The sequence below is a fragment of the Lentzea waywayandensis genome, from assembly GCF_900115955.1.
Taxonomy (GTDB): domain Bacteria; phylum Actinomycetota; class Actinomycetes; order Mycobacteriales; family Pseudonocardiaceae; genus Lentzea; species Lentzea waywayandensis.
Genome location: NZ_FOYL01000002.1, coordinates 279,135 through 299,541 on the forward strand (window position 1 = coordinate 279,135; position 20,407 = coordinate 299,541).

Below are 20,407 nucleotides of genomic sequence, written 5' to 3' on the forward strand. Positions count from 1 at the left end.
CTCAGTTGTGCATCTTCAGCAGCTGGCGGTGCAGGTGGTCCCGGACGGCGTCGACCGCCTCGGTGACGGTGTTCGCCTCCGCCTGCGCCACCACGTGGGTGCCGTTGACGTCGAGGTTCGCGTGCACCTCGACCATGCGCGGGCCGGGGTTCGCGATGCGGACGTGCGCGTAGTTCGTCGGTTCGGGTGCGAATCTGGCGAGCGGAGCGATTCGGTCGTGCGCGTACTGCCTGGCGTCCGGCGAGGTCTGGTCGCCCGCCTCGACCACGACGTTGGCGATCTCCTGCCGTCCTGCGTTCTTCATCAGCTTCCCTTCGACCCATTTCCCTGCGGCGCAACGCGATCGGACCCGTCGTGGTGAGGACGGCAGGTGCGGCACGTGTGCGAACGGCGAGACGTCCATCCGGCCTCGACCAGGACGATCCCGGTGAGCACCCGGGCAGCAGGCACCTGCGCGAGTGCGTCGACGAACGCCCTGCCGATCTGGCCGGCGTCACCGGTCCGTGCCGCCTGCCCACCGTAGCCCTCAGCGGCCACGCCGAGCAGCGCGAACATCGCCGGCCTGGACGGTCAGGCCGAGACCGCTGGTCCGGCCGCTGCTCTCATGCGTTCGACGCCAGGTACGTGGCGCGCGCGGGAAGAGGGCCTAGCGGCACGGCCGCGGGGATCCGAAGGGCCCTGCCCAGCAGGGACCCGTTCACCGGATGCTGGATGCGGAAGACCGACGAACCGGGAGTGATGATGAAGATCGAGGAACTGATCGCCAGCGTCAAGAACTCCGTGGAGGCGAAGAGGGTCTACGCCGAGCCGTACGAGCGGAACGGTGTCACGGTCATCGCCGCCGCGTCCGTCTCGGGTGGCACGGGCGGTGGCTCAGGACGGGACGAGAAGGGCCAGGAGGGCGAGGGCGGAGGGTTCGGGATCTCCGCGAAGCCGACCGGCGCCTACGTGATCAACGGAGACGACGTGAGGTGGGTGCCCGCGGTGGACGTGAACCGGCTGATCGCCACCCTGGGCGCAGTCGCGGTCGCGGCGATCTTCGTGGCCGCTCGCCTCTTGAAGTCGCGCAGGTGACCCTACGGGGCGTGGACGAGCTGCGGCACCGGTATCACCGCGGCAGGTCATGACGTCCCGGCCGGGTCGGGACCAAGGGCTGCGTTCGCGGGCGACGCTCCCGGCAAGACTCGAAGTAGAAGAACTTCCTGGGAGGTAAAGATGTCCGCTGTTCACGCTCCTGCTCGCACCCGGACTGAAACGGGTGCGGTGCCCCTCGCGGTTCTGCGCATCGCGACCGGGTTGCTGTTCCTCTGGGCGTTCGTCGACAAGGCGTTCGGTCTCGGCTACGCCACCCAGGCCAAGAACGCGTGGTTCTCGGGAGGCTCGCCCACGAAGGGCTTCCTCAGCCGGGTCGCCGTCGGGCCGTTCGAGTCGTTGTTCCACGACATCGCCGGCGCCTGGTGGGCCGACCTGCTGTTCATGGCCGGTCTGCTCGCGGTCGGCGTGGCGCTGCTGCTCGGCATCGGAATGCGGATCGCGGCCGTCAGCGGCGGCCTGATGATGCTGCTCATGTGGGTGGCGGAATGGCCGCCGGCGCAGCACACCTCGACCGGTGAGGCGACGATGTCGACCAACCCGCTCATCGACTACCACGTCATCTACGCCCTGGTGCTGGTCGCCCTCGCGGCCACCGCGTCCGGCGTCACGTGGGGCCTGGCGCGCTGGTGGAACGGTCTGCCGGTGGTCAAGTCGAATCCTTGGCTGCGGTGAGAATCCGGAGGAGGGGCAGGGACGCCGCGGCGTCCCTGCCCCTCTTTCCGTGCGCGGAGTCAGGCAGGTCGGTGAGCCTGCTCGGCCGCCCGCGCACAGCGGCCTCCTTCGCTGCGTGCAAAGCACTGCGCCGAACCACAGAGGTCCGGCGCAGCGGCGGAAAGCGGAAACCGTCCGACAGGAACTCAACGCCCGGTCCAGTCCGGCGCGGTCAGCTCCCATTCGAGCTGCCACCAGCGCAGGCGAACCCTCATGCACACGAACCTCACCAGTCCGAACAGCAACGCCATCGCACCCGCGATCAGTCCCCACAGCAGCAGGGCGCTGAGGATCGCGTTGAACGCGGCTCCCTGGTTCGTCATGGGAGGCTCGGTCGGCTCACCGCCGAGATCGACCCAGACTCGCAGAGTCGTGCCGGCCGCGGCGCCGTAGGGCGCCCGAACGACGCCCTTCCGCTCCAGGCCATCAGGCGCGCGCCAGGTCGCGACGGCGTCGGTCGTCTCGATCAGCGCTTCGCTACTGGCGGCACCGTCCATCGTGGGCGCGTTCTCCACGAGCACCGCGTCCACCTGGGTCCGGCTCTTCTGCTCGGCCGCGACGCGGGACACGTGCTTCGCGTAGATCTCCGAGCCGACCGCTCCGGACACCGGGACGGCGAGCAACACCACCACGACCCCCAGCGCGAGCACCCCACCTTCGAACCGGTCGCCGAACGTGGCGAGCGGGTTGCGTCCGGGGAATGCCCGGCGGACTAGTCGGGACATCGCGTTCGCGGTCATGGCCCACCTCCACCGTCAGAATTCCTGGTGGAGGCGGTGGACCCCAGGGACCTTGGTCTCGTCGCCGATGAGCCCCAGGTCTCGCGAAACGAGGCCTGGGGCTCATAGGTGACGTTCAGACGAGTTTGGCTGCGTGATCCGGCACTTCTCGCTGGAGTGTGCGAGCCGTGCGCTGGTAGCCGCTGGACGGTGGACGCGGGGGCAGCTTGATCTTCGGCGCGCTGACCTCGTGGTAGTCGATCGTGCTGAGCAGGTGGGCGATCATGTTGATCCGCGCCCGTCGCTTGTCGTCGCCTTCGACCGCGTACCAAGGGGATTCGGCCATGTCGGTGTGCACCATCATCTCGTCCTTGGCGCGCGAGTAGTCCTCCCAGCGCGTCAACGACTCGAGGTCCATCGGGGAGAGCTTCCAGCGTTTCAAGGGGTCGTCGAGGCGCTTGCGGAAGCGGCGTTCCTGTTCGGCGTCGCTGACCGAGAACCAGTACTTGCGCAGCAGGACGCCGTCCTCGACGAGCATCCGTTCGAACTGCGGGCACTGCCGGAGGAACAGCCTGTGTTCCTCCGGCGTGCAGTAACCCATCACGCGTTCGACGCCCGCGCGGTTGTACCAGCTGCGGTCCAGCAGCACGATCTCGCCCGCCGCCGGCAGATGTGCCACGTAGCGCTGGAAGTACCACTGGGTGCGTTCGCGTTCGCTGGGTGCGGGCAGCGCCACGATCCGGGCGACGCGCGGGTTGAGGTGCTCGGTGATCCGTTTGATCGCCGAGCCCTTGCCCGCCGCGTCCCTGCCCTCGAACGCCACCACGAGCCGGGCGCCGGTGGCCTTCACCCACTCCTGGAGCTTCACCAGCTCTGTCTGCAGCCGGAGCAGCTCCTGCTCGTAGACCTCGCGCCCCAGCTTGGCCATCAGCTGCCTTTCCCGTGACGCTGCCGCCACTTCTCCAGCTCCACGACGACGTACGCCGCCGCACTCAGCATGAAGACCACCAGCCAGGGCTGCCACCCGAGCGGTGCGGTGTGGAACAGGTCGTTCATGAACGGCACGTACGTGAGCAGCAGTTGCAGCCCCACGGTCAGTCCGACACCGACCCACAGCCAGCGGTTCGGTCCGGTGGCCGGCCGCCACTTCTCCAGGGAGCGGCAGTTGACCAGGTAGGCGATCTGGGCTCCGACGAAGACGTTCACCGCCACCGTCCGCGCGACCTCCAACGTGGCGCCCGAGGCGAGCTGCCAGCGGAACGCACCGAACGAGCACGCGAGCAGGATCGCGGAGACGAACACGATCCGGCCGACGAGCCGGCGGGTCAGCAGCGGGAGCGACGGCGGCAGTGGCGGCCGGCTCATCACGTCCGCCTCGCGCGGTTCGAACGCCAGCGTCAGTCCCAACGCGACCGCGGTGGTCATGTTGATCCACAGGATCTGCACCGGCAGGATCGGCAACGCCGCGCCGAGCAGGATCGCCGTGAGGATCACCAGGCCCTCGGCCATGTTGGTCGGCAACGTCCAGATGATGAACTTGCGCAGGTTGTCGAAGACCGCGCGCCCTTCCTCGACGGCGGCGCGGATCGAGGCGAAGTTGTCGTCGGTCAGCACCATGTCGGCGGCCTGCTTGGCGACCTCGGTGCCGCCCTTGCCCATGGCCACGCCGATGTCCGCGCGCCGCAACGCAGGAGCGTCGTTCACGCCGTCGCCGGTCATCGCGACGACCTCGCCGGCGGCCTGGATCTCCTTGACCAGCCTCAGTTTCTCCTCGGGGGCGACGCGGGCGTGCACGTCGGTGATGCCGAACTCCGCCGCGATGGCACGGGCGGTGGCCGGGTGATCGCCGGTGATCATCTTGACCTCGATGCCCGCCGCCTGGCAGGCACGGACGGCTTCGATCGCCTCGGGCCGCGCCGGGTCGTGCATCGCGACCAGGCCGAGCAGAACCACGTTGCCCCGCAAGCCTTCCTCGGACAGCTCCGCGCCGGCCGCGCGTCCGACGGCCAGGACCCGCAGGCCGGCGGCGGACAGTTCCTCGGCTTCGGGATGGTGGTCGAGCCCCGCGAGGGCGAGGATCCGTTCGACCGCGCCCTTGACGTAGACCACGTCGTTGGCGTGCCGGGTCGCCATGAACATCCGTTCCGAGCTGAACGGCAGCACGTCCACCCGTTCCGGTACGTCGCTGTGGTCGAGCCCGGCTTTGTGCGCCGCCACGACGAGCGCGGCCTCGGTCGGATCACCGACGGGGAGCCAGCGTCCGCCGTCCTCGACGATCCGCGCGTCGTTGCACGCGAGGCCCGCCAGCAGGCACTCGCGCAAAGCCGAGGTCGGCTCAGGCGTGATGACCCCGGCGGGCTCGTAGCCGATGCCCGAGAGCTCATGACGCGTGCTTCCCACCACGACCGCGTTGACGGTCATCGCGTTGGCGGTCAGCGTTCCGGTCTTGTCGGTGCAGATCACCGTGGTGCTGCCCAACGTCTCGACGGCGGGCAACCTGCGGATGATCGCGTTGCGCTTCGCCATCCGCGCCACGCCGATCGCCAGCGTCACGGTGACCGCGGCGGGCAGGCCTTCCGGGATCGCTCCGACAGCGAGCGCGACGGCCGCCGTCACCATCTCCGCGAGCGGTTCGCCGCGCAGCAGGCCGACCACGACGCTGAACGCCGCGAGCCCGAGGATCACCACGGTCAGGATCTGGCTGAAGCGCGTGAGCTTGCGGGTCAACGGGGTCTGCACGGTGGTGGTCGTGCTGACCAGCCGGTGCACACGGCCGATCTCGGTGTCCGTAGCGGTCGCGACCACGACACCACGCCCGCCGCCCGCGGTCACGAGCGTGCCGGAGTAGGCCATGTTGGTCCGGTCGGCCAGCGCGGTGTCCGAGGGCAGCGCCACCGGACTCTTCGCCACCGGCAGGGACTCACCGGTCAACGCCGACTCGTCGACGCGCAGCTCCTTCGTGGTGACGAGCCGGAGATCCGCGCCGACCTGGTCGCCCGCCTCCAGCACCACCACGTCGCCCGGCACGAGCTCCGCGGACGGAACCCGTGCGGTGAGACCGTCGCGCACGACGGTCACCTGGGTGCGCACCATCGCCGTCAAGGCGTCCAGCGCGCGTTCGGCACGCGCCTCCTGGATGAACCCGATGACGGCGTTGACCACGACGACACCGAACACCACGGAGGCGTCCACGATCTCGCCGAGTGCGGCGGTGATGCCCGCGGCTACCAGCAGCACGTAGATGAGCGGATGGTGCAGCTGTCCGAGCAGCCGCACCACCCAGCTCTGCCCGCGCTGGGCGGGCAGCTCGTTCGGGCCGAGCGCGGCCAGCCGGTCCCGCCACTGGTCGGTGGTGAGTCCGGCGGCCTCGTCGGTCTCCGCCATCAGGACGACCTCGGCCACCGGCAGTCCGTGGTGGACGACGTCCTCGCGGTCAGCAGTGCTCAGCGGCATGGCCCACTCGCAGGTGCGGGTCGTCGTGGCTGATGGCCCGCAGCACGTCGAGCCGGGTGACCACGCCGATGACCCGGCCGTCGTCGAGCACCGGCACGCAGAGGACCTCGTAGCGGGTCATCGCCTCGAAGAGCGCCGCCACGTCGAACTCCGGCCCGACCGTCAGCGCCGGCTGCGACATGACCTGCTCCACCTTGGGCGAGTCGTCCTCGCCACGGCGGCAACCGGCTTTGGTGACCACGGCGACGAACACGTTCCCGTCGACGACGGGCAGCATCGTCAGGCCGAAGTCGTCCATCAGCCCCTCAGCGTGGCGGGCGAAGTCACGCGGTCCGACCGTGACGAGCGGCCGGACCATCGCCTCGACGGCCTTCATCGCGTGGTCTCAGCGAGTTCGCGGTCGTTCACCGGGATGACGACGATCGGCGCGTGCGCGTGCCGCACGACGTGCATGCTCGTCGAGCCCAGGACGATCTGGCGGATCCGGTGTCCGGTGTGCGAGGCGACGACCAGCATCGCGGCGCCCTCCGAGGCCTTCTCGAGCGTCTCGGCAGCGTCGCCGCGCAGGCTCTTGCGGACGATCTCGGGCAGGTCCTGGCGCTGTTCCGACGCCTTCAGCACCGCCTTCTCGATCAGTGCCGCCGACTCGGCCCGCACGCGCTGCTCGGTGGTCTCGGTCCAGTCGGCGAGTGCCTCGAAGGCCCAGGCGTGCACGACGTGCAGCGGGCATCCGCGCACGACCGCCTCGTCCAACGCCCATTCCAGCGCTCGGTCCGACGCGGGCGTTCCGTCGATGCCCACCACGATCGGCTTGGTGCTCATGGCTTTTCTCCTCTGGTTCGCGTTGTCAGGTGGTGCGCAGGCGGCGCAGGAACGGGTCGGTGTGCTGGGCGGGCGCGACGCGTACGCGTGCGTCGACGACCACGCATCCCGTGTCCGTCAGCACCAGGGGGTTGATGTCGAGCTCGACGATCTCGGGCAGTGCTCCGGCCAGTTCGGCGACTCGGAGCAGGACTTCCCGGACGGCGTCCTCGTTGGTATCGGCGAGCACGTGGCCCGCGGTGCGGAAGCCGTGCAGCAGGTCGTCGGCGTCCGCTGTGGACAGTGGCGCGAGAGCCGCGGCGCGGTCGTCGAGCAGATCGGTGTCCACGCCGCCGAGGCCGGTGACCACGAGCGGTCCGAACTTCTCGTCGGTGACGACGCCGACCAGCAGTTCCCGGCCGCCAGACGCCATCGGCTGCACGAACACGCCGCGCAACCGGTCGCCGAACTTCTCCTGGAACGCGCGGAAGGCTTCCGCCACACCGCCCGCGTCGGTGACGCCGAGTTCCACGCCACCTCCCTTGCTCTTGTGCAGCAGGTCGTCGGCCACCGCTTTGAGTGCGACCGGAGCGTCGTAGGCCTGTTGCGCCGCCACCGCGTGCTCCTCGGTCGTCGCGAGCGTTCCGCCCAGCACGGGGAGCCCGAACGTGTTCAGCAGCGCCATCACCTGGTCCGGAGGCAGCCAGCCCTCTTCCTTGGCCACGATGGCCTTCGCGGTGTCGAGGTCGATCCGGTTCAGGCGGGCGAACTCCCTCGGGCGGGCCAGCCAGTCCGCCCGCTCGACCAGTCGTGCCAGCGCCGCAGCGGCGCGGGCGGGTTCGGCGTAGCAGGGCACCTCACCCGCGAGCCGTTCGGTTTGGCCGGTGCGCACCGCGAGCACGGGTTTGCCTTCGACGTTGTGCACGCCGCCCGTGGGTTCGCCGAGTGCGGTCGGCACCGTCACGGTGATCACGGAGTCGACCGCGGGGTCCGCGCCGATGATGTCGAGGCAGCGGGCGAAGGTCTTCTCGTCGACGACCGCGGTGGTGTCGACCGGGTTCTGCAGACTGGCCGTCTGAGGAACGAGCTGCGCCAACGCCTTGCGGGTCTCCTCACCGAGTACGGCCATGTGCAGGCCTTGGCGTACACAGGCATCCGCGGCCAGCACGCCGAGTCCTCCGGCGTTGCTCAGCACCGCCACCGACCGTCCACCTGGGAGTGGCTGCCAGCTCAGGGCCATCACGGCGTCGGTCAGTTCCGGCACGCTGTCGACCGCGATCACGCCCGCCTGCCGGAACAGCGCGTCCCTGGTGACCGACGGCGTCGCGGTCGAGGCGGTGTGCGAGGCGGCGGCGCGCTGGCCGGCTTCGCTGGTGGCCGCGCGGATGGCCAGCACCGGTTTGGTCGCGGCGACGCGGCGAGCGATGCGGGCGAACTTGCGCGGGTTGCCGAAGGACTCGAGGTACAGCGCGATGATCCGGGTGTCCTGGTCGTGCTCCCACCACATCATCAGGTCGTTGCTGCTGATGTCGAGCTTGTCGCCGGTGGAGACGAGGTTCGACAGTCCGAGACCGAGCCGGCGCAGTTCTTCCTGCACGCCGATCGCGATACCGCCGGACTGGGTGATCAGCCCGATGTGGCCGGCGAGCGTGCTGTGCGCCGCGAAGGTCGCGTTCATCCGCACACCGGGCGAACTGGTCGACACGCCGAGGCAGTTCGGCCCGACGAGCCGCATGCCGTGCGCACGAACCGCGTTCAGCAGCTCTTCCGCGTTGACACCGGACGAGATGACGACCAAGGCCCGCACGCCGCGGCGACCGCATTCCTCGGCGACTGCGGGAACGGCCTTCGCCGGCACGCAGAGCACCGCCAGCTCGGGTGCCTCCGGCAGTTCGTTCACCGAGGCGTAGCAGTCGACCCCGGCCACGGACTTCGCGTGCGGGTTGACCGCGTACAGGTCGCCGGTGAAGTCGCCCTCGGCGAGGTTGTGCAGGACGGCGTGGCCCACCGAGTCCGGTGACCGTCCGGCGCCGATCACGGCGATCGAGGTGGGGCGCAGCACGTGGGTGAGGCTCGCGACGTCGGCGCGCGACTCCCGTTCGCTGATCACGTCGAGGTAGTGGTCGCCGGGCTCGAGGACGAGCTCGACGAAGATGATCTCGCCGTCGGGCACGATCGAGGTGACGAGGCCCATGCTGGTGAACACGCGCAGCATCCGGCCGTTGATCGTGAGCACGTCGGCGGTGAACCGCCGGACGCCGCGGCTGCGTGCCAGCGACGCCAGGTGCTCCAGCAGCAGCGTCCCGACGCCGTGGGCCTGCTCGGCGTGCGACACGACCAGCGCGACCTCCGCGAAGTCCGTCTCCCGCACCACCACGTAGCTCGCAGCCCCCAGCAGCCGGTCGTCGCGGTAGGCGCCGAGCACCACGTGGTGCGGGGAGTCCGGCGAGACCATCCGCTCGACGAAGTCCTCCAGCTGCCGCGGCGACGTGCTGAAGAACCTGAGGTACTGGTCCTCGATCGGCAGTCCGCGGTGCAGTGCGAGCAGGGCCGAGACGTCGTCCGGCCCCAGTTCGCGCACCGTGACGACCGAGCCGTCCGTCAGCAACGCCGCCGCGTTCACAGCAGCGGTCCGGGCGTCAGCGGTGCGGCCGCGGCAGCCAGCGTGTGCTCCTTCTTGACCTTCGGTTCGCGGATGACGACGACCGGGCACGCGGCGTGGTGCACGCAGTACGAGCTGACCGAGCCGAGGATGATCTCGGCCACCGTGTTGTGCCCGCGGCTGCCGACCACGAGCAGTTCCGCCTCCTCCGACGCCTTGGTGAGCGCGTCCCTGGGGTCGCCCTCGACCAGGATCCGGCGGATCTCCACGCCCTCGAACCCGTGCACCGCACCGTCGAGCGCCTTCTGCGCCGCGTCTTTCATCGCCTGCGGGGACAACGCCATCAGGACCTCGGCGGGCACCGGCCCGATCATCCCGCCGTAGTCCGGGTGCCACGCCGTGATCACGTCGACCGGGCACCCGCGCCGGCGAGCGTCCTCCACGGCCCACCGCAACGCGGACTGTGCGGCCGGTGATCCGTCAATACCGACCACCACGGGCCGGGTCTCGTTCTCGCTCATGTACTTGAGCCTTCCGGTCCGCGCCGCGGCCGGTGAGTGCCCGCGGTCCCGCGCCGTTCGGGACCTTCGTCCCCGGCCTACCAGGCCATGCCGAGCCCGACCGCGACGACGACCGGCGCGAGCCACGCGGCGAGCCGCAGCGCGAACCGCGGCCCGCCGGCCACCGTGGCCAGCACGAGCTTCACCACGGTGTTCGTGGCCAGTGCCGCACCACATGCCAGCACCGCGATGTGCACCGAAATCGACTGCGGCGCAAGCGAAGCGGCCGCGATCGCCGCGGCGTGCGCGTCCGCCAGCCCGCCCAGCGCTCCGGCCGCCACCACTCCCCCGCCGCCGAGCCACTCGGCCGCCGCGCGGGTGATCACGAGGAACAACACCAGGATCGCGGCCAGCGAGAGCGCCGCCTTGAGCGACATCGGCCTGCTCACCACGGGCTCGTCGTTCTCCGCTTCCGCGGGCTTGGTGCGCCAGACGAGCCACGCCACCTCGGCCAGAAGCACCACCGCGCCCGCTCCGATCGCGGGCAGGAGTCTCAGCGCGACGGGCGGACTCGCGATGGCGGTCACCGCGACGATCTGCGCCAGCGTGGCCAGGTTGACCGCCACCGCGCCGGGAAACACCGCCGCGCCAACGGTTCGGTACTTGCGCGCCATCACCGCGGTCGTCGCCGAGCCGGACACGAACCCGCCCGCGAACCCCGTCACCAGCAGGCCCCAGCGCTCGCCGAACGCGCGCGCCGCGACGTAGCCGGCCCAGCCGATGACCGTGACGGCGATGACCAGCCACCACACGCGGGCGGGGTTGAGCACGCCGTACGGGCCGAGCGGCCGGTTGGGCAGCAACGGCAGCACGACGAACGCGACGACGAACAGGATCATGGCGTCACGCACGTCCTGGTCGCTCACCACCTTGCGGGCGAACTGGTGCAACGGCCGTTTGGCCGCCAGCAACGCGGCAGCGGCGACACCCACGGGCACCGCGAGTTCGGGCCGATGCCAGGCGAGCGCGCCCAGCAGGAACGTGGCGATGGCCGCGATCTCGGTCGTGGCACCCGGCTCGGAACTGCTCAGGTACCAGGCGATGACGAGCGCGGCGACGGCGCCGAGTGCGACACCCAGCGCGACCGGTGACAGCGCCGCACTCACCGCACCGGCCAGGGCGATCAGCGGGAACGTCCGCGAGCCCGCGGGCCGGCTGGAGTTGTCCGCGTTGTCGTGCTCGCGCTCGACGCCGAGCAGCAACCCGATCGCGAGCGCCGTCGCGAGATGGCCGAGCGCGACAACGGTGTCCACGAGCTCAGCCCGCGTGGAGGCGCGCGGCCTCGTCTTCGGCCGTGACGACGTGCGTGTCCGGGCCGGGGAACACCAACGTCTCGTGTTCGGTGTCCAGCCACCGCACGAGGTACGGAGGTCTGCCGTCCTCGTGCTTGACCGCCGTGATCCGTCCGCGCCGCCCGCCGGGGTCTACCAGCCAGTCGCCCCTTTTCGCCTTCATCGTGTCCTCCATCCGATGGATCTGATCCGAGGATTCGCCACGCGCGTGCGCGTCAGCAGTGCGGATGGACTCGCCTGGCTCGTGACATTGGTCCCTGACAGCTGTCGCTTCAGAGCCCCACGCTGGTTCCGAGTGATGGGAGCAGCCATGAGGACACCTGTGATCCTGGTCGGCGTGGACGGTTCGGCCGAGTCGCGCGCGGCGTTGCGGTGGGCGATGCAGGAGGCGTCGCACCGCGGCGCACGAGTGGAGGCGATGCTGGCCTACTACCAGGAGCCGGTGGTCGTGCCGGCCGTGCCGATGGGGCTCAACCCGTACGGCGAGATGCCACAACGGCACCCGGCGCGCGAACTCCACGACACCGTGCAGCAGGTGCGCGCCACGATGCTCCACGCGCCGGACGTCGCCGAGTGCGTGGTCGTCGGCGACGCGGCCGAACACCTGACGGAGGCGTCGAAGCACGCCGCGATGCTGGTGATCGGCACGCGTGGCCGTGGGGCGGTTCGCGAGTTCCTGTCGCACGGCGTCGCCGCGAACTGCCTGCGCCATGCCGAATGCCCGGTCGTGGTCATTCCACCGGCGGCAACCCGCTAGTTGCCGTGCTGGAGCTGCGGCCGGCACATCCGGCGCCATGGCCTCTCGAGGCGGCCGGCTGCTGATGAACCGCTCGCCCACACCTGAGCGCTACGGCGTCTGACGGGGCATGCCTGTCGACGCCGGTGACGTCAGGAAGACGTCAGACAGAAGGGGTGGCCGGCCGGATCCAGGAGCACCCGCCAGCGTCCGTCGCCGGGCTGATGGTCCGGTTTGGTCGCTCCAAGTTCCAGCGCCAGCTCTTCCACCGCGGCGAGGTCGTCGGCGCGGAAATCCAGGTGGAACTGTTGTGGCACGTCCTGACCTGGCCACTGCGGAGCCCGGTATCCGTCGACCCGCTGGAATCCCAGGTCACAGCCGGAGCCGTCCGTCAGAGCGACGAACTCGTCCGTGCCGAAGAGCTCGCGCATCCCGGTCAGCGCACCGTAGAAGCCCGCCAGCGCCTGCGGGTCGGCACAGTCCAGAGTCACCCCTCGCAGTTCAGCGCCTGGCAACATTCGCTCCTTCGTGTCCGCGCGTCCGTCTCCGCAAGCCGCCGCTGCACGCGATCACCGGCCACAGCCACACCGTACGCACCACATACACCGCCGAAGTAGCGGTTTATCCCTTCCTCAGGAGCGACGGGTGGCTGTGACCAGCGCTTTCGACCCTAGTCGGGTCGCACGATCGCCAACGGGCACGGCGCGTTGTAGACGAGAGCCTGACTCGTCGAACCGAGCAACATGCCGGCGAAGCCGCCGTGCCCGTGGCTACCGACCACCACGAGCTGCGCCTCGGCCCCGTAGCGCATCAACGCCCGCACCGGCCGATCGCGCACGACGACCGGATGCACCTGCACGTCCGGGTACTTCTCCTGCCACCCGGCGAGACGCTGCGCGAGCAACCTGCGCTCGTCTGCCTCCACCTGTCCCCAGTCCACGGTGAACCGTGACGCGGTGTAGGCGCTCTCCACCATGAAGTCCTGCCAGCACATCACCACGGTCAGCTGGGCGCTGCGCATCGAGGCCGTCTCGAAGGCGAACGCGAGCGCGGCCTCGCTGGTCGGGGACCCGTCGACGCCGACCACCACCGGCCCATCTGGCACAGCCGTGCCCCGGACCACGATGACCGGACTCTTGCCGTGCGCCGCCAACGCCAGGGCGGTGGAGCCGACCAGCATGCCGGTCACCGTGCCGAGGCCCTGCGAACCGACCACGACGAGGCGCGCGGACTTCGACTCCTCGATCAGCAGCGCGGTGGAGCCGCAGCACACGATCTCCGTCGTCACCTCGACGTCCGGTGCCGCCGCCCGCGCGGCCGCGGTGGCCTCCTCCAGCTTGTCGCGGCCCAGGCTCTCGATCGCCTGGCGGATCTCGTTGCCGGTGAGGATGACCTCGGGGTAGCCGCGGGTCGGCAGCACGTAGGCGTGCACGAGCCGCAGCGGCACCCTGTGGCGGGCGCATTCCTGCGCCGCCCAGGTGACGGCGGTCAGCGCCGAGGTGGAGCCGTCGACACCGACCACGATCGGGGCGGATGGGGCCTTCATCGTTGTCCTCCAGTCAGAACGCGGGCGCGGCGCACTCCCGGCACCGCGTCGGCGAGTGCGACGAGGACCCGTTCGGTCTGCTCGTCGGTGGTCGCGGCACCGATCACGGCTTCGCCGTCGTGGACCGTGACCGTCCACTTGCGACCGCTGCCGTACATGTCGAGCACGCGCTGGACCTCCGCGGCCACCGTCGTGTCGGCCCTGGCGAGCACCCGCACCAGGTCGCGGCGGGTGACGACGCCGATCACGGTCGAGCCGTCGACGATCGGGACGCACCGCCTGCGGTCGTCGATCATGACGCGGGCCAGCATCTCGGCGGGTGCGGCGGCGTCCATCGCGACGGCGGGGGTGGTCATCACGTCGGCGACCACGGTGCCGGTCTCCTCGAGGTAGCCACCACGCACCAGGTCGGCCTCGGTGATGATGCCGACCAGGCGTTTGTCGTCATCGACGACGGGCAGCGCGGTGAACCCGTGCGAGACCATCAGTGCGGCCGCGCCCTTGAGCGGTACGGCCGGTGTCACGGTGATCACCGGGCTGGTCATGATGTCGCGAGCACGCATGGCGGAACTCCCTTCCGGTTGCAACGCTAGGAATCCGAACGACCCGCGGACGCAGTCGTTGGTCCCGTGCCGACCGGGCCTTTGGCACCGACGATCGCCATCGCCTGCGGGAAGCCGGCGAGCTCGTGCCGTTCGATCAGACCCGCCCGCCACTGCTGCCGATGCACCAGGTGCACCACCGGCCGTACCGCCACTCCGCTGCCGCGACCGGCCAGCACCGCGGCCTGCAGGGCCGCGCCGCCCCGGACGTGGTCGGGACGGCGGTCGTCGGTGGTGATCACGACGAGTTCGTGGTCGCTCAGTGCGCGTAGCTCCGTTCCCGCCCAGTGGTTCACCCGGCCGAACGAGTGCGCGTCGCCTCCCCCGGACGCGTCGGCGAGCCGGATCGCCCGGTGCAGGTCGAGGTCTTGGGGGTCCGGTGACTCGCGGCGGTCCGCACGAACGACGGCGAGCACGTCGGGGCTGGCCTGGTCGGTCGGGAACACGACGTGCGGGTGCCACCCGGCGTGCCGGATCGCGAGCACGACGTGCTCCAGGGCGGCGCCGCACGACAGCAGCCGATCGAAGCCGAGCGGGTCGTGCGCGGACCGCTGCCCGGTCTCGAAGAGGTAGACCGACCGGCCGTGCAGCTCCAGCGCCCACGGGCGATCGGCGCTGTAGACGGGTGCCTTGCCGGCCGCCTCGACGATCTCCGCGGACTCCGCTGGGTTCCATTTCATGCCTCGACGATTCCGCCGCGGCACACCGCGCGGACAGAGCGGACCTGCTCACCCGGATCGGGCACTTGGACTCTCCTCGCGGCCGGGCCGGCGGGAAGAACCTGGACACGACGACGGAGGAGATGGCGATGACCTGGTACTACGGCACCCCGATGGGCTGGGGCGGATTCTCGATGATGGCACTGACCATGCTGGTGTTCTGGGGCGGCTTGGTCGCGTTGGTGGTCGTGATGCTGCGCCGGTCCCCGCACACCGGCTCGGAGACCCGCATACTGAGGGAACGGCTCGCCCGAGGTGAGATCGACACCGAGGAGTTCGAGCGGGTGCGGAAGACCCTGGATTCCAGGTGACAGGGTCTTTGGTCCCTGTGTGCCGTCTGCAGGCTGAGAGATCGTGATCCCGGAACGATCGAGAGAAGGTGGTTGCGGTGGTGTCGCGAGTCTTCCTGGTGGATGACCATGAGATCGTCCGGGTCGGCATCAGGGAGCTGCTCAGCGCCTCCCCCGACCTGGAGGTCGTCGGCGAGGCGGCCTCGGTGACCGAGGCGCTCACGATGGTCCCGGCCACCAACCCCGACGTGGCGGTTCTGGACGTGCGGCTGCCCGACGGCAACGGCATCGAGCTGTGCCGCGAGCTGATGTCCCGGCTGCCAGACCTCAAATGCCTGATGCTGACGTCGTTCACCGACGACGAGGCGTTGTTCGACGCGATCATGGCGGGCGCGTCCGGGTTCGTGCTCAAGCGCATCCTGGGCACCGACCTCACGACGGCGGTGAAGACCGTCGCGGCCGGACAGTCCCTTTTGGACGCCCGCTCGACCGCCGCGCTGCTCAACAGGATCCGGCGCGAACGTGAGCAGGGCGACCCCGTCCGCGCGCTCACCGAGCAGGAGCGGACCGTGTTCGACTACATCGGTGACGGCCTGACGAACCGGCAGATCGCGGAGAAGATGTTCCTCGCGGAGAAGACCGTGAAGAACTACGTCTCGCACCTGCTCGCCAAACTCGGCCTCGAGCGCCGCACCCAGGCCGCCGTGCTGGCCTCGCAGTTGCGCAAGCCCACGCACGACAACGAGACCGGCTAGGCCGCGTCCGGTAAGCCCGTTCGATGAGAGTCACGGGCGACAGACCGGAGGCGGTGCCGCCGGAACGCCCTCATACCGGACGGCGGTGCCGCCTCCGGGGGTCTCGTCCTCGACTGTCGCGGGCGAGACCTGCAGGCCAAGGCTCAGTCCAGCGGGACCCGCCAGGTCACCCGAGTACCGCCACCAGGCTCCTCGGCGACGGCGAGCGCGCCGTTCAGCGTGACCGCGCGCTGCTCGAGGTTGCGCAGACCGCTGCGCGCGACGTCGGGCGGCATGCCCAGGCCGTTGTCGACCATCGTGATGATCAACGCGTCGCCTGCCTCCACGGTGAGCGTCAGCTCCGTCGCGTGAGCGTGGCGCAGCGCGTTGGTGACGGTCTCGCGCACCACCGCCTCGGCGTGCTCCCCGATGTAGTCGGGCACCAGGCTGTCGATGGTGCCCGACATGCGGATCGCCGGACTCAGCTCGGCGCCTTCGGTGATCTCGGCGACGATGTTGAGCAGTCTGCGCCGCAGACCGGTGTCGCCGGAGTCCGCCTGCAGGTCGAAGATGGAGGTGCGGATCTCCAGCACGGTCTGGTCGAGCTGGTTCACCGCCTTCGTCACCCGCCTGCGGGCCTCCGGATGAGTCACCCAGGTCAACGAGCCCTGCAGGCTCATCCCGGTGGCGAACAGCCGCTGGATCACGTGGTCGTGCAGGTCGCGGGCGATGCGGTCGCGGTCCTCCAGCACGTCCACCAGGCGCTTGGCGTTCTGGTTCTCGGCGAACTCGGTGGCGACCACGGCCTGGTCGGCGAACGAGGCCAGCAGCGGCATCAGGTCCGCGCCGAACGGAGCGGCCTCCTTGTCCCGGACGGCGAGCAGGACACCGGTCACCGTGCTGCCGGCGCGCAGCGGCAACACCACCGCGGCGCCCGTCCGCGCGGGCAGCTCGCCCAGGTGGTCCTCCACTTCCTCGAGCAACGCCGGTGCGGCCGTCTCCAGCACCTGCGCGAGCACCGGTGCGTCGGAGGAGAAGGCGTTGGGCACGGTCTCGTTCCCCGCGTACGCCGCCTTGCGGAGCTCTTTCCCATCGCGCAGCAGCACCGCCGCCCACGACGCCGACGCCAGCTCCACGGTGCGCTGCGCGATCAACCGCAACGCGTCGTCAGCGGTCGCGCCGGCGAGGAGCTGAGCGTTGATCTCCGCGGTCGCTTCGAGCCACCGCTCACGCATCCGCGAGCGTTCGAACAGGCGGGCGTTCTCCACCGCGACGCCGGCCGCCGCGGCCAGCGCTTCCAGGACGACCTCGTCGTCGGCGGTGAAGTCGCCGTCGCCCTTCTTCTCGGTCATGTACAGGTTGCCGAACACCTCGTCGCGCACCCGCACCGGAGCGCCGAGGAAGCTGTGCATCGGCGGGTGGTTGGCCGGGAAGCCGACCGAGGACGAGTGCTCGCTCAGGTCGTGCAACCGGATCGCCCTCGGGTCCTTGATCAGCAGGCCGAGCAGGCCCTTGCCCTCGGGCAGGTGGCCCATGTGCGCGCGGGTCTCGGGGTCGATGCCGACGTAGACGAACTGCGAGAGGTTGTGCCGCGAGCCGAGCACGCCCAGTGCGCCGTAACGGGCGCCGACGAGTTCCACGGCCGCCTGGACGATGCGCTGCAGGGTGGAATCCAGCTCGAGGCCGGCACCGACCGCCAGCACGGCGTCGAGCAGGCTCTGCATCTTGTCCCTGGTGGACCCGATCTCGGCGAGCCGGTCGCGCATCTCGTCGAGCAGATCGTCCAAGCGCAGGCCCCCGAGCAGGCTGCGTGACGGTGGGTCCTGAGGGTCGACCATGGATCAAGCCTTTCACGAGGCCGCTGCGGCGCCAAGCGGTCCCTGCCAGGTCGGGACCTTCGACGGTGGGACCGCTCAGCGGTTGCGCAGACAGTGGAGCGAACAAGAGTTCTACCGGCAACACGATGGGGTGACGGACATGGCCGAGGTGACCGCGGCGTTGGGGCTGGGGCCTGAGCAGGTCGAGCGAGTGCTGAAGGCGGCCTCGCTCGCGCCGTCCGTGCACAACACCCAGCCCTGGCTCTTCCGGGTGCGCCCCGACCGCATCGAGCTGCACCCGGACACCTCCCGCAGGCTGGAGGCGACCGACCCCGAGGACCGCGAGCTGCGGCTGTCGTGCGGTGCGGCGCTGTACAACATGCGGCTGGCGTTGCAGGACTTCGGTGTTCGACCGCTCGTGACGATGCTGCCCGGTCAGGACGCGCCCGGCGCGCTCGCGGTCGTGCGCAAGGGCGGCACGATCAAGCCCGACGGCGAGAACAGTGCGCTGCTCGACGCCGTTCCCCACCGGCGCACCAACCGCCATCCGTTCCACGAAGCCCACGTCGACCCTCGCCAGCGTCACTCCCTGGTGCGGGCGGCCGAGCTGGAACGTTCGTGGCTGCACGTGGTCACGACCCCTGACAGCCGAGCCCAGCTCAAGCGATTCGTCCAGCGGGCGCACCAGATCCAGCTGGACGACGGGCGCGTGCAGGCGGAGCTGGCGGCCTTCACCGGCCACCGTCCGGACGCGGTCGACGGCGTGCCACCCGCGTCGGCGGGGCTCCGGCCGGAGCCGCAGGACGAGTGGACGTTCCGCGACTTCCACGGCCCTGAACGCCACCCCGGCAAGGACTACGAGTCCGACCCGCTCGTCGTGGTGCTCTGCTCGTTCTACGACGGGCCCCTCGGCGAACTTCAGGCAGGCCAGGCACTCCAACGCGTGCTGCTCACCGCGACCACGCACGGGCTGTCCGCGTCGTTCCTGTCGCAGCCGGTCGAGGTGCGGATGGTTCGCGAGGAACTGCGGCGCTCACTCGGCGGGATGCTCGTCCCGCAGACCGTGCTGCGCATCGGGTTCAGCACACCGGTCCCGGCCACGCCGAGGCGCCAGGTGGCCGAACTCCTGATGGACTCCAAGGACCGCGCCGGATGCTAGGCCGTGTCCTGTAGGTCCGTTCGATGAGAGTCACGGGCGAGAGACCCGGAGGCGGCACCGCCGGAACGCCCTCATACCGGGCCGGTGCCGTCTCCGGGCCCTCGGCCGCGACTGTCGCGGACGAGACCTACAGGACACGGACTAGGCCCTGCGACGGTGGGACTTTGGTCCCTGCTCAGTGGACTCTTCCCGCCCTGCTCCAGATGGACGCGATGAACCATTGTCAACGCATGGAACCGATCGTGATCATCCAAGACGGCGCCAGACGTGACGAGAACGCGCTGAGGTGGGCCGCCGCCCACGCGCAGCTCGTCGGCACCGGCCTCGAGATCCACCGTCCGCAGGACGACTTCCGCGCCCAGCTCGTGGTCGTCGGCTACCGGGGTCCGGGGAACTCGACGCTGGGACTGGGTGGCCACGTCCTGCCGCTGCTGGCCGAGACGCGCTGCGACACGGTGGTCGTGCGCGGGACGCCCGCGGCCGTCGACTTCCGGCACCGCCACGTCACCGTGCTGGTCAGCGGTGGTCCCGGTGATCGCCGGGTGCTCCGTCACGCCGCCGACTTCGCGCGGCGACGCGATGCGGCCCTGCGGGTCCTCCACGCCGCACCAGAGCCCCCGGTCCGGAGCGGCGTGGACACAGACCACACGTATGTGCTCGCGCGCGCCGCAGCGGCGCTCGATGGATTGCGGCACCACGCCGTGCTGGTTCGCGCGCTACCGCACGAGGCGATCGCGCGGTGCACCGACACCGACCTGATCGTCGTCGGTTCCGGCGACACGCACGAGAGCGGTACCGTCACCAGAGCCGCGCTCCACCACGCGCCGTGCCCTGTTCTCGTGGTGCACCAACCGGTTCTGGAGGCGCACCACGGCCGCACCGCCATCCCCGCTCCTCGCCGGCCGGTTCGCCTCCAGGCCTGAGTTCGGCGGCACGGAATGCTCCTCGCGTTCGACCTCATGACCCCAGGTCACCGCCGGACGGTCGTGTGCCGTTCTACCCCACGTCGGCCGCGCACTTGGCTCCCCAGATCCGGGCACGGTCGGGCTCACCTTCGACCAGCGGGCCCGCGGTGCCGTCGACGTAGAAGTTCTCCGCCGACGTGAGCACCGGGAAGTGGGCGCGCCGCAACCGAGTCAGCGCGGCACGGGCAGCAGAGCCGGGCAGCGGAGGCCGCCTGACCTTCGTGTCGAACGCGGCGACCGGCGGACGTGCCGTTCCCTTGCCGACCTGCTCCACCCACTCCCGCAGTCCCGCTGCCGCGGCCGCCCGCTTGTCGGCGCCCTTGGTCGCGGCGTCGGCGCGGGTGTTCGGCCTGCTCATGCTGAACGCGTGCGTCGGCCCGCCGACCACGAGCAACCCGATCTCGTCACTCAGTTCCACCGGAGCCGAACCCACCTCGACGACCTTGACCGTCATCGAGCCCCGCAGCCCTTCGGCCACGGCTTCGGCGATCTCCTTGGTGTTTCCGAACATCGACTCGTAGACCACCAGCGCGTGCTTCATATCTCGACCGTAGGTCCGCCGCACGTGGCAGCAGGAGGTCCTTAGGTCCTCCGGCGTCGGGGACC

24 protein-coding genes are annotated in these 20,407 nt (G+C 70.3%); 7 read left to right on the plus strand and 17 right to left on the minus strand.

Going from position 1 to position 20,407, the window contains the following annotated elements; all coding sequences use genetic code 11:
- Position 1: 1 nt before the first annotated feature.
- Together BM417_RS06180 and BM417_RS47630 are read right to left on the minus strand one after the other, a co-directional pair.
- A complete protein-coding gene (locus tag BM417_RS06180; protein WP_177320312.1) occupies positions 2-304 on the minus strand; it encodes an HPF/RaiA family ribosome-associated protein in 303 nt (100 codons plus the stop codon).
- Positions 304-555: a hypothetical protein gene (locus tag BM417_RS47630; RefSeq protein WP_177320313.1), complete on the minus strand. Its 252-nt coding sequence runs from the start codon at positions 553-555 to the stop codon at positions 304-306. The genes BM417_RS06180 and BM417_RS47630 overlap by 1 nt, the downstream gene beginning before the upstream one ends.
- Positions 556-711: 156 nt before the next feature.
- On the opposite strand from BM417_RS47630, the gene BM417_RS06185 reads away from it, so the two are divergent.
- Together BM417_RS06185 and BM417_RS06190 are read left to right on the plus strand one after the other, a co-directional pair.
- Positions 712-1,074 (plus strand): spore germination protein GerW family protein, encoded by a 363-nt coding sequence (locus tag BM417_RS06185; RefSeq protein ID WP_245821731.1) that lies wholly within the window; start codon positions 712-714, stop codon positions 1,072-1,074.
- 141 nt (positions 1,075-1,215) lie between these two features.
- Positions 1,216-1,767 (plus strand): DoxX family membrane protein, encoded by a 552-nt coding sequence (locus tag BM417_RS06190; protein WP_093588809.1) that lies wholly within the window; start codon positions 1,216-1,218, stop codon positions 1,765-1,767.
- Between the two features lie 185 nt (positions 1,768-1,952).
- Here BM417_RS06190 and BM417_RS06195 read toward each other — a convergent pair whose 3' ends face one another.
- The 9 genes from BM417_RS06195 to BM417_RS06235 all read right to left on the minus strand — a co-directional run bounded on the left by BM417_RS06195 (position 1,953) and on the right by BM417_RS06235 (position 11,396).
- Positions 1,953-2,546: an Rv1733c family protein gene (locus BM417_RS06195; protein WP_093588810.1), complete on the minus strand. Its 594-nt coding sequence runs from the start codon at positions 2,544-2,546 to the stop codon at positions 1,953-1,955.
- Positions 2,547-2,661: 115 nt separating this feature from the next.
- On the minus strand, positions 2,662-3,453 hold the full coding sequence (gene ppk2 / locus BM417_RS06200) for a polyphosphate kinase 2 (protein ID WP_093588811.1): 792 nt from the start codon (positions 3,451-3,453) through the stop codon (positions 2,662-2,664).
- On the minus strand, positions 3,453-5,978 hold the full coding sequence (locus BM417_RS06205; protein WP_093588812.1) for a cation-translocating P-type ATPase: 2,526 nt from the start codon (positions 5,976-5,978) through the stop codon (positions 3,453-3,455). The genes ppk2 and BM417_RS06205 overlap by 1 nt, the downstream gene beginning before the upstream one ends.
- Positions 5,959-6,354, minus strand: coding sequence for a CBS domain-containing protein (locus BM417_RS06210; RefSeq protein ID WP_093588813.1), 396 nt, complete (start codon positions 6,352-6,354; stop codon positions 5,959-5,961). The genes BM417_RS06205 and BM417_RS06210 overlap by 20 nt, the downstream gene beginning before the upstream one ends.
- On the minus strand, positions 6,351-6,800 hold the full coding sequence (locus tag BM417_RS06215; RefSeq protein WP_093588814.1) for a universal stress protein: 450 nt from the start codon (positions 6,798-6,800) through the stop codon (positions 6,351-6,353). The genes BM417_RS06210 and BM417_RS06215 overlap by 4 nt, the downstream gene beginning before the upstream one ends.
- A 25-nt stretch (positions 6,801-6,825) precedes the next feature.
- On the minus strand, positions 6,826-9,402 hold the full coding sequence (locus BM417_RS06220) for a bifunctional acetate--CoA ligase family protein/GNAT family N-acetyltransferase (protein ID WP_093588815.1): 2,577 nt from the start codon (positions 9,400-9,402) through the stop codon (positions 6,826-6,828).
- Complete coding sequence (locus BM417_RS06225) at positions 9,399-9,902, minus strand: universal stress protein (RefSeq protein ID WP_093588816.1); 504 nt, start codon at positions 9,900-9,902, stop codon at positions 9,399-9,401. Before BM417_RS06225 ends, BM417_RS06220 begins: the two co-directional genes overlap by 4 nt.
- Positions 9,903-9,979: 77 nt before the next feature.
- Positions 9,980-11,194, minus strand: a complete 1,215-nt coding sequence (locus BM417_RS06230; protein ID WP_093588817.1) for an MgtC/SapB family protein — start codon at positions 11,192-11,194, stop codon at positions 9,980-9,982.
- A gap of 4 nt (positions 11,195-11,198) precedes the next feature.
- Positions 11,199-11,396, minus strand: a complete 198-nt coding sequence (locus BM417_RS06235; RefSeq protein WP_177320314.1) for a DUF1918 domain-containing protein — start codon at positions 11,394-11,396, stop codon at positions 11,199-11,201.
- 147 nt (positions 11,397-11,543) lie between these two features.
- On the opposite strand from BM417_RS06235, the gene BM417_RS06240 reads away from it, so the two are divergent.
- Positions 11,544-11,990 (plus strand): universal stress protein, encoded by a 447-nt coding sequence (locus BM417_RS06240; RefSeq protein WP_177320315.1) that lies wholly within the window; start codon positions 11,544-11,546, stop codon positions 11,988-11,990.
- A 131-nt stretch (positions 11,991-12,121) separates the two neighbouring features.
- Here the strand turns inward: BM417_RS06240 and BM417_RS06245 are convergent, their stop codons facing one another.
- The 4 genes from BM417_RS06245 to BM417_RS06260 all read right to left on the minus strand — a co-directional run bounded on the left by BM417_RS06245 (position 12,122) and on the right by BM417_RS06260 (position 14,797).
- Positions 12,122-12,460, minus strand: a complete 339-nt coding sequence (locus BM417_RS06245; protein WP_245821732.1) for a VOC family protein — start codon at positions 12,458-12,460, stop codon at positions 12,122-12,124.
- 179 nt (positions 12,461-12,639) lie between these two features.
- Complete coding sequence (locus BM417_RS06250) at positions 12,640-13,515, minus strand: universal stress protein (RefSeq protein WP_093588820.1); 876 nt, start codon at positions 13,513-13,515, stop codon at positions 12,640-12,642.
- The gene (locus BM417_RS06255; protein WP_093588821.1) at positions 13,512-14,078 is read right to left on the minus strand and encodes a CBS domain-containing protein; all 567 of its coding nucleotides are present in this window, start codon (positions 14,076-14,078) and stop codon (positions 13,512-13,514) included. Before BM417_RS06255 ends, BM417_RS06250 begins: the two co-directional genes overlap by 4 nt.
- 26 nt (positions 14,079-14,104) lie before the next feature.
- Positions 14,105-14,797 carry a hypothetical protein gene (locus BM417_RS06260; RefSeq protein WP_093588822.1) on the minus strand — a complete coding sequence of 231 codons (693 nt, stop codon included), beginning with the start codon at positions 14,795-14,797 and terminating at the stop codon, positions 14,105-14,107.
- 65 nt (positions 14,798-14,862) lie between these two features.
- Here BM417_RS06260 and BM417_RS06265 point away from each other — a divergent pair, with 65 nt between their 5' ends.
- Both BM417_RS06265 and BM417_RS06270 read left to right on the plus strand, forming a co-directional pair.
- Positions 14,863-15,147: an SHOCT domain-containing protein gene (locus tag BM417_RS06265; RefSeq protein WP_245821733.1), complete on the plus strand. Its 285-nt coding sequence runs from the start codon at positions 14,863-14,865 to the stop codon at positions 15,145-15,147.
- A gap of 77 nt (positions 15,148-15,224) precedes the next feature.
- The gene (locus BM417_RS06270) at positions 15,225-15,881 is read left to right on the plus strand and encodes a response regulator (protein ID WP_093588823.1); all 657 of its coding nucleotides are present in this window, start codon (positions 15,225-15,227) and stop codon (positions 15,879-15,881) included.
- A gap of 143 nt (positions 15,882-16,024) precedes the next feature.
- Here BM417_RS06270 and BM417_RS06275 read toward each other — a convergent pair whose 3' ends face one another.
- The gene (locus BM417_RS06275; protein WP_093588824.1) at positions 16,025-17,698 is read right to left on the minus strand and encodes a sensor histidine kinase; all 1,674 of its coding nucleotides are present in this window, start codon (positions 17,696-17,698) and stop codon (positions 16,025-16,027) included.
- A 139-nt stretch (positions 17,699-17,837) separates the two neighbouring features.
- On the opposite strand from BM417_RS06275, the gene BM417_RS06280 reads away from it, so the two are divergent.
- Both BM417_RS06280 and BM417_RS06285 read left to right on the plus strand, forming a co-directional pair.
- Positions 17,838-18,836 carry an Acg family FMN-binding oxidoreductase gene (locus BM417_RS06280; RefSeq protein ID WP_093590761.1) on the plus strand — a complete coding sequence of 333 codons (999 nt, stop codon included), beginning with the start codon at positions 17,838-17,840 and terminating at the stop codon, positions 18,834-18,836.
- A gap of 230 nt (positions 18,837-19,066) precedes the next feature.
- Positions 19,067-19,759 (plus strand): universal stress protein, encoded by a 693-nt coding sequence (locus BM417_RS06285; protein ID WP_143138530.1) that lies wholly within the window; start codon positions 19,067-19,069, stop codon positions 19,757-19,759.
- Positions 19,760-19,832: 73 nt separating this feature from the next.
- Here the strand turns inward: BM417_RS06285 and BM417_RS06290 are convergent, their stop codons facing one another.
- On the minus strand, positions 19,833-20,342 hold the full coding sequence (locus BM417_RS06290) for a flavodoxin family protein (RefSeq protein ID WP_093588826.1): 510 nt from the start codon (positions 20,340-20,342) through the stop codon (positions 19,833-19,835).
- Positions 20,343-20,407 lie beyond the last annotated feature (65 nt).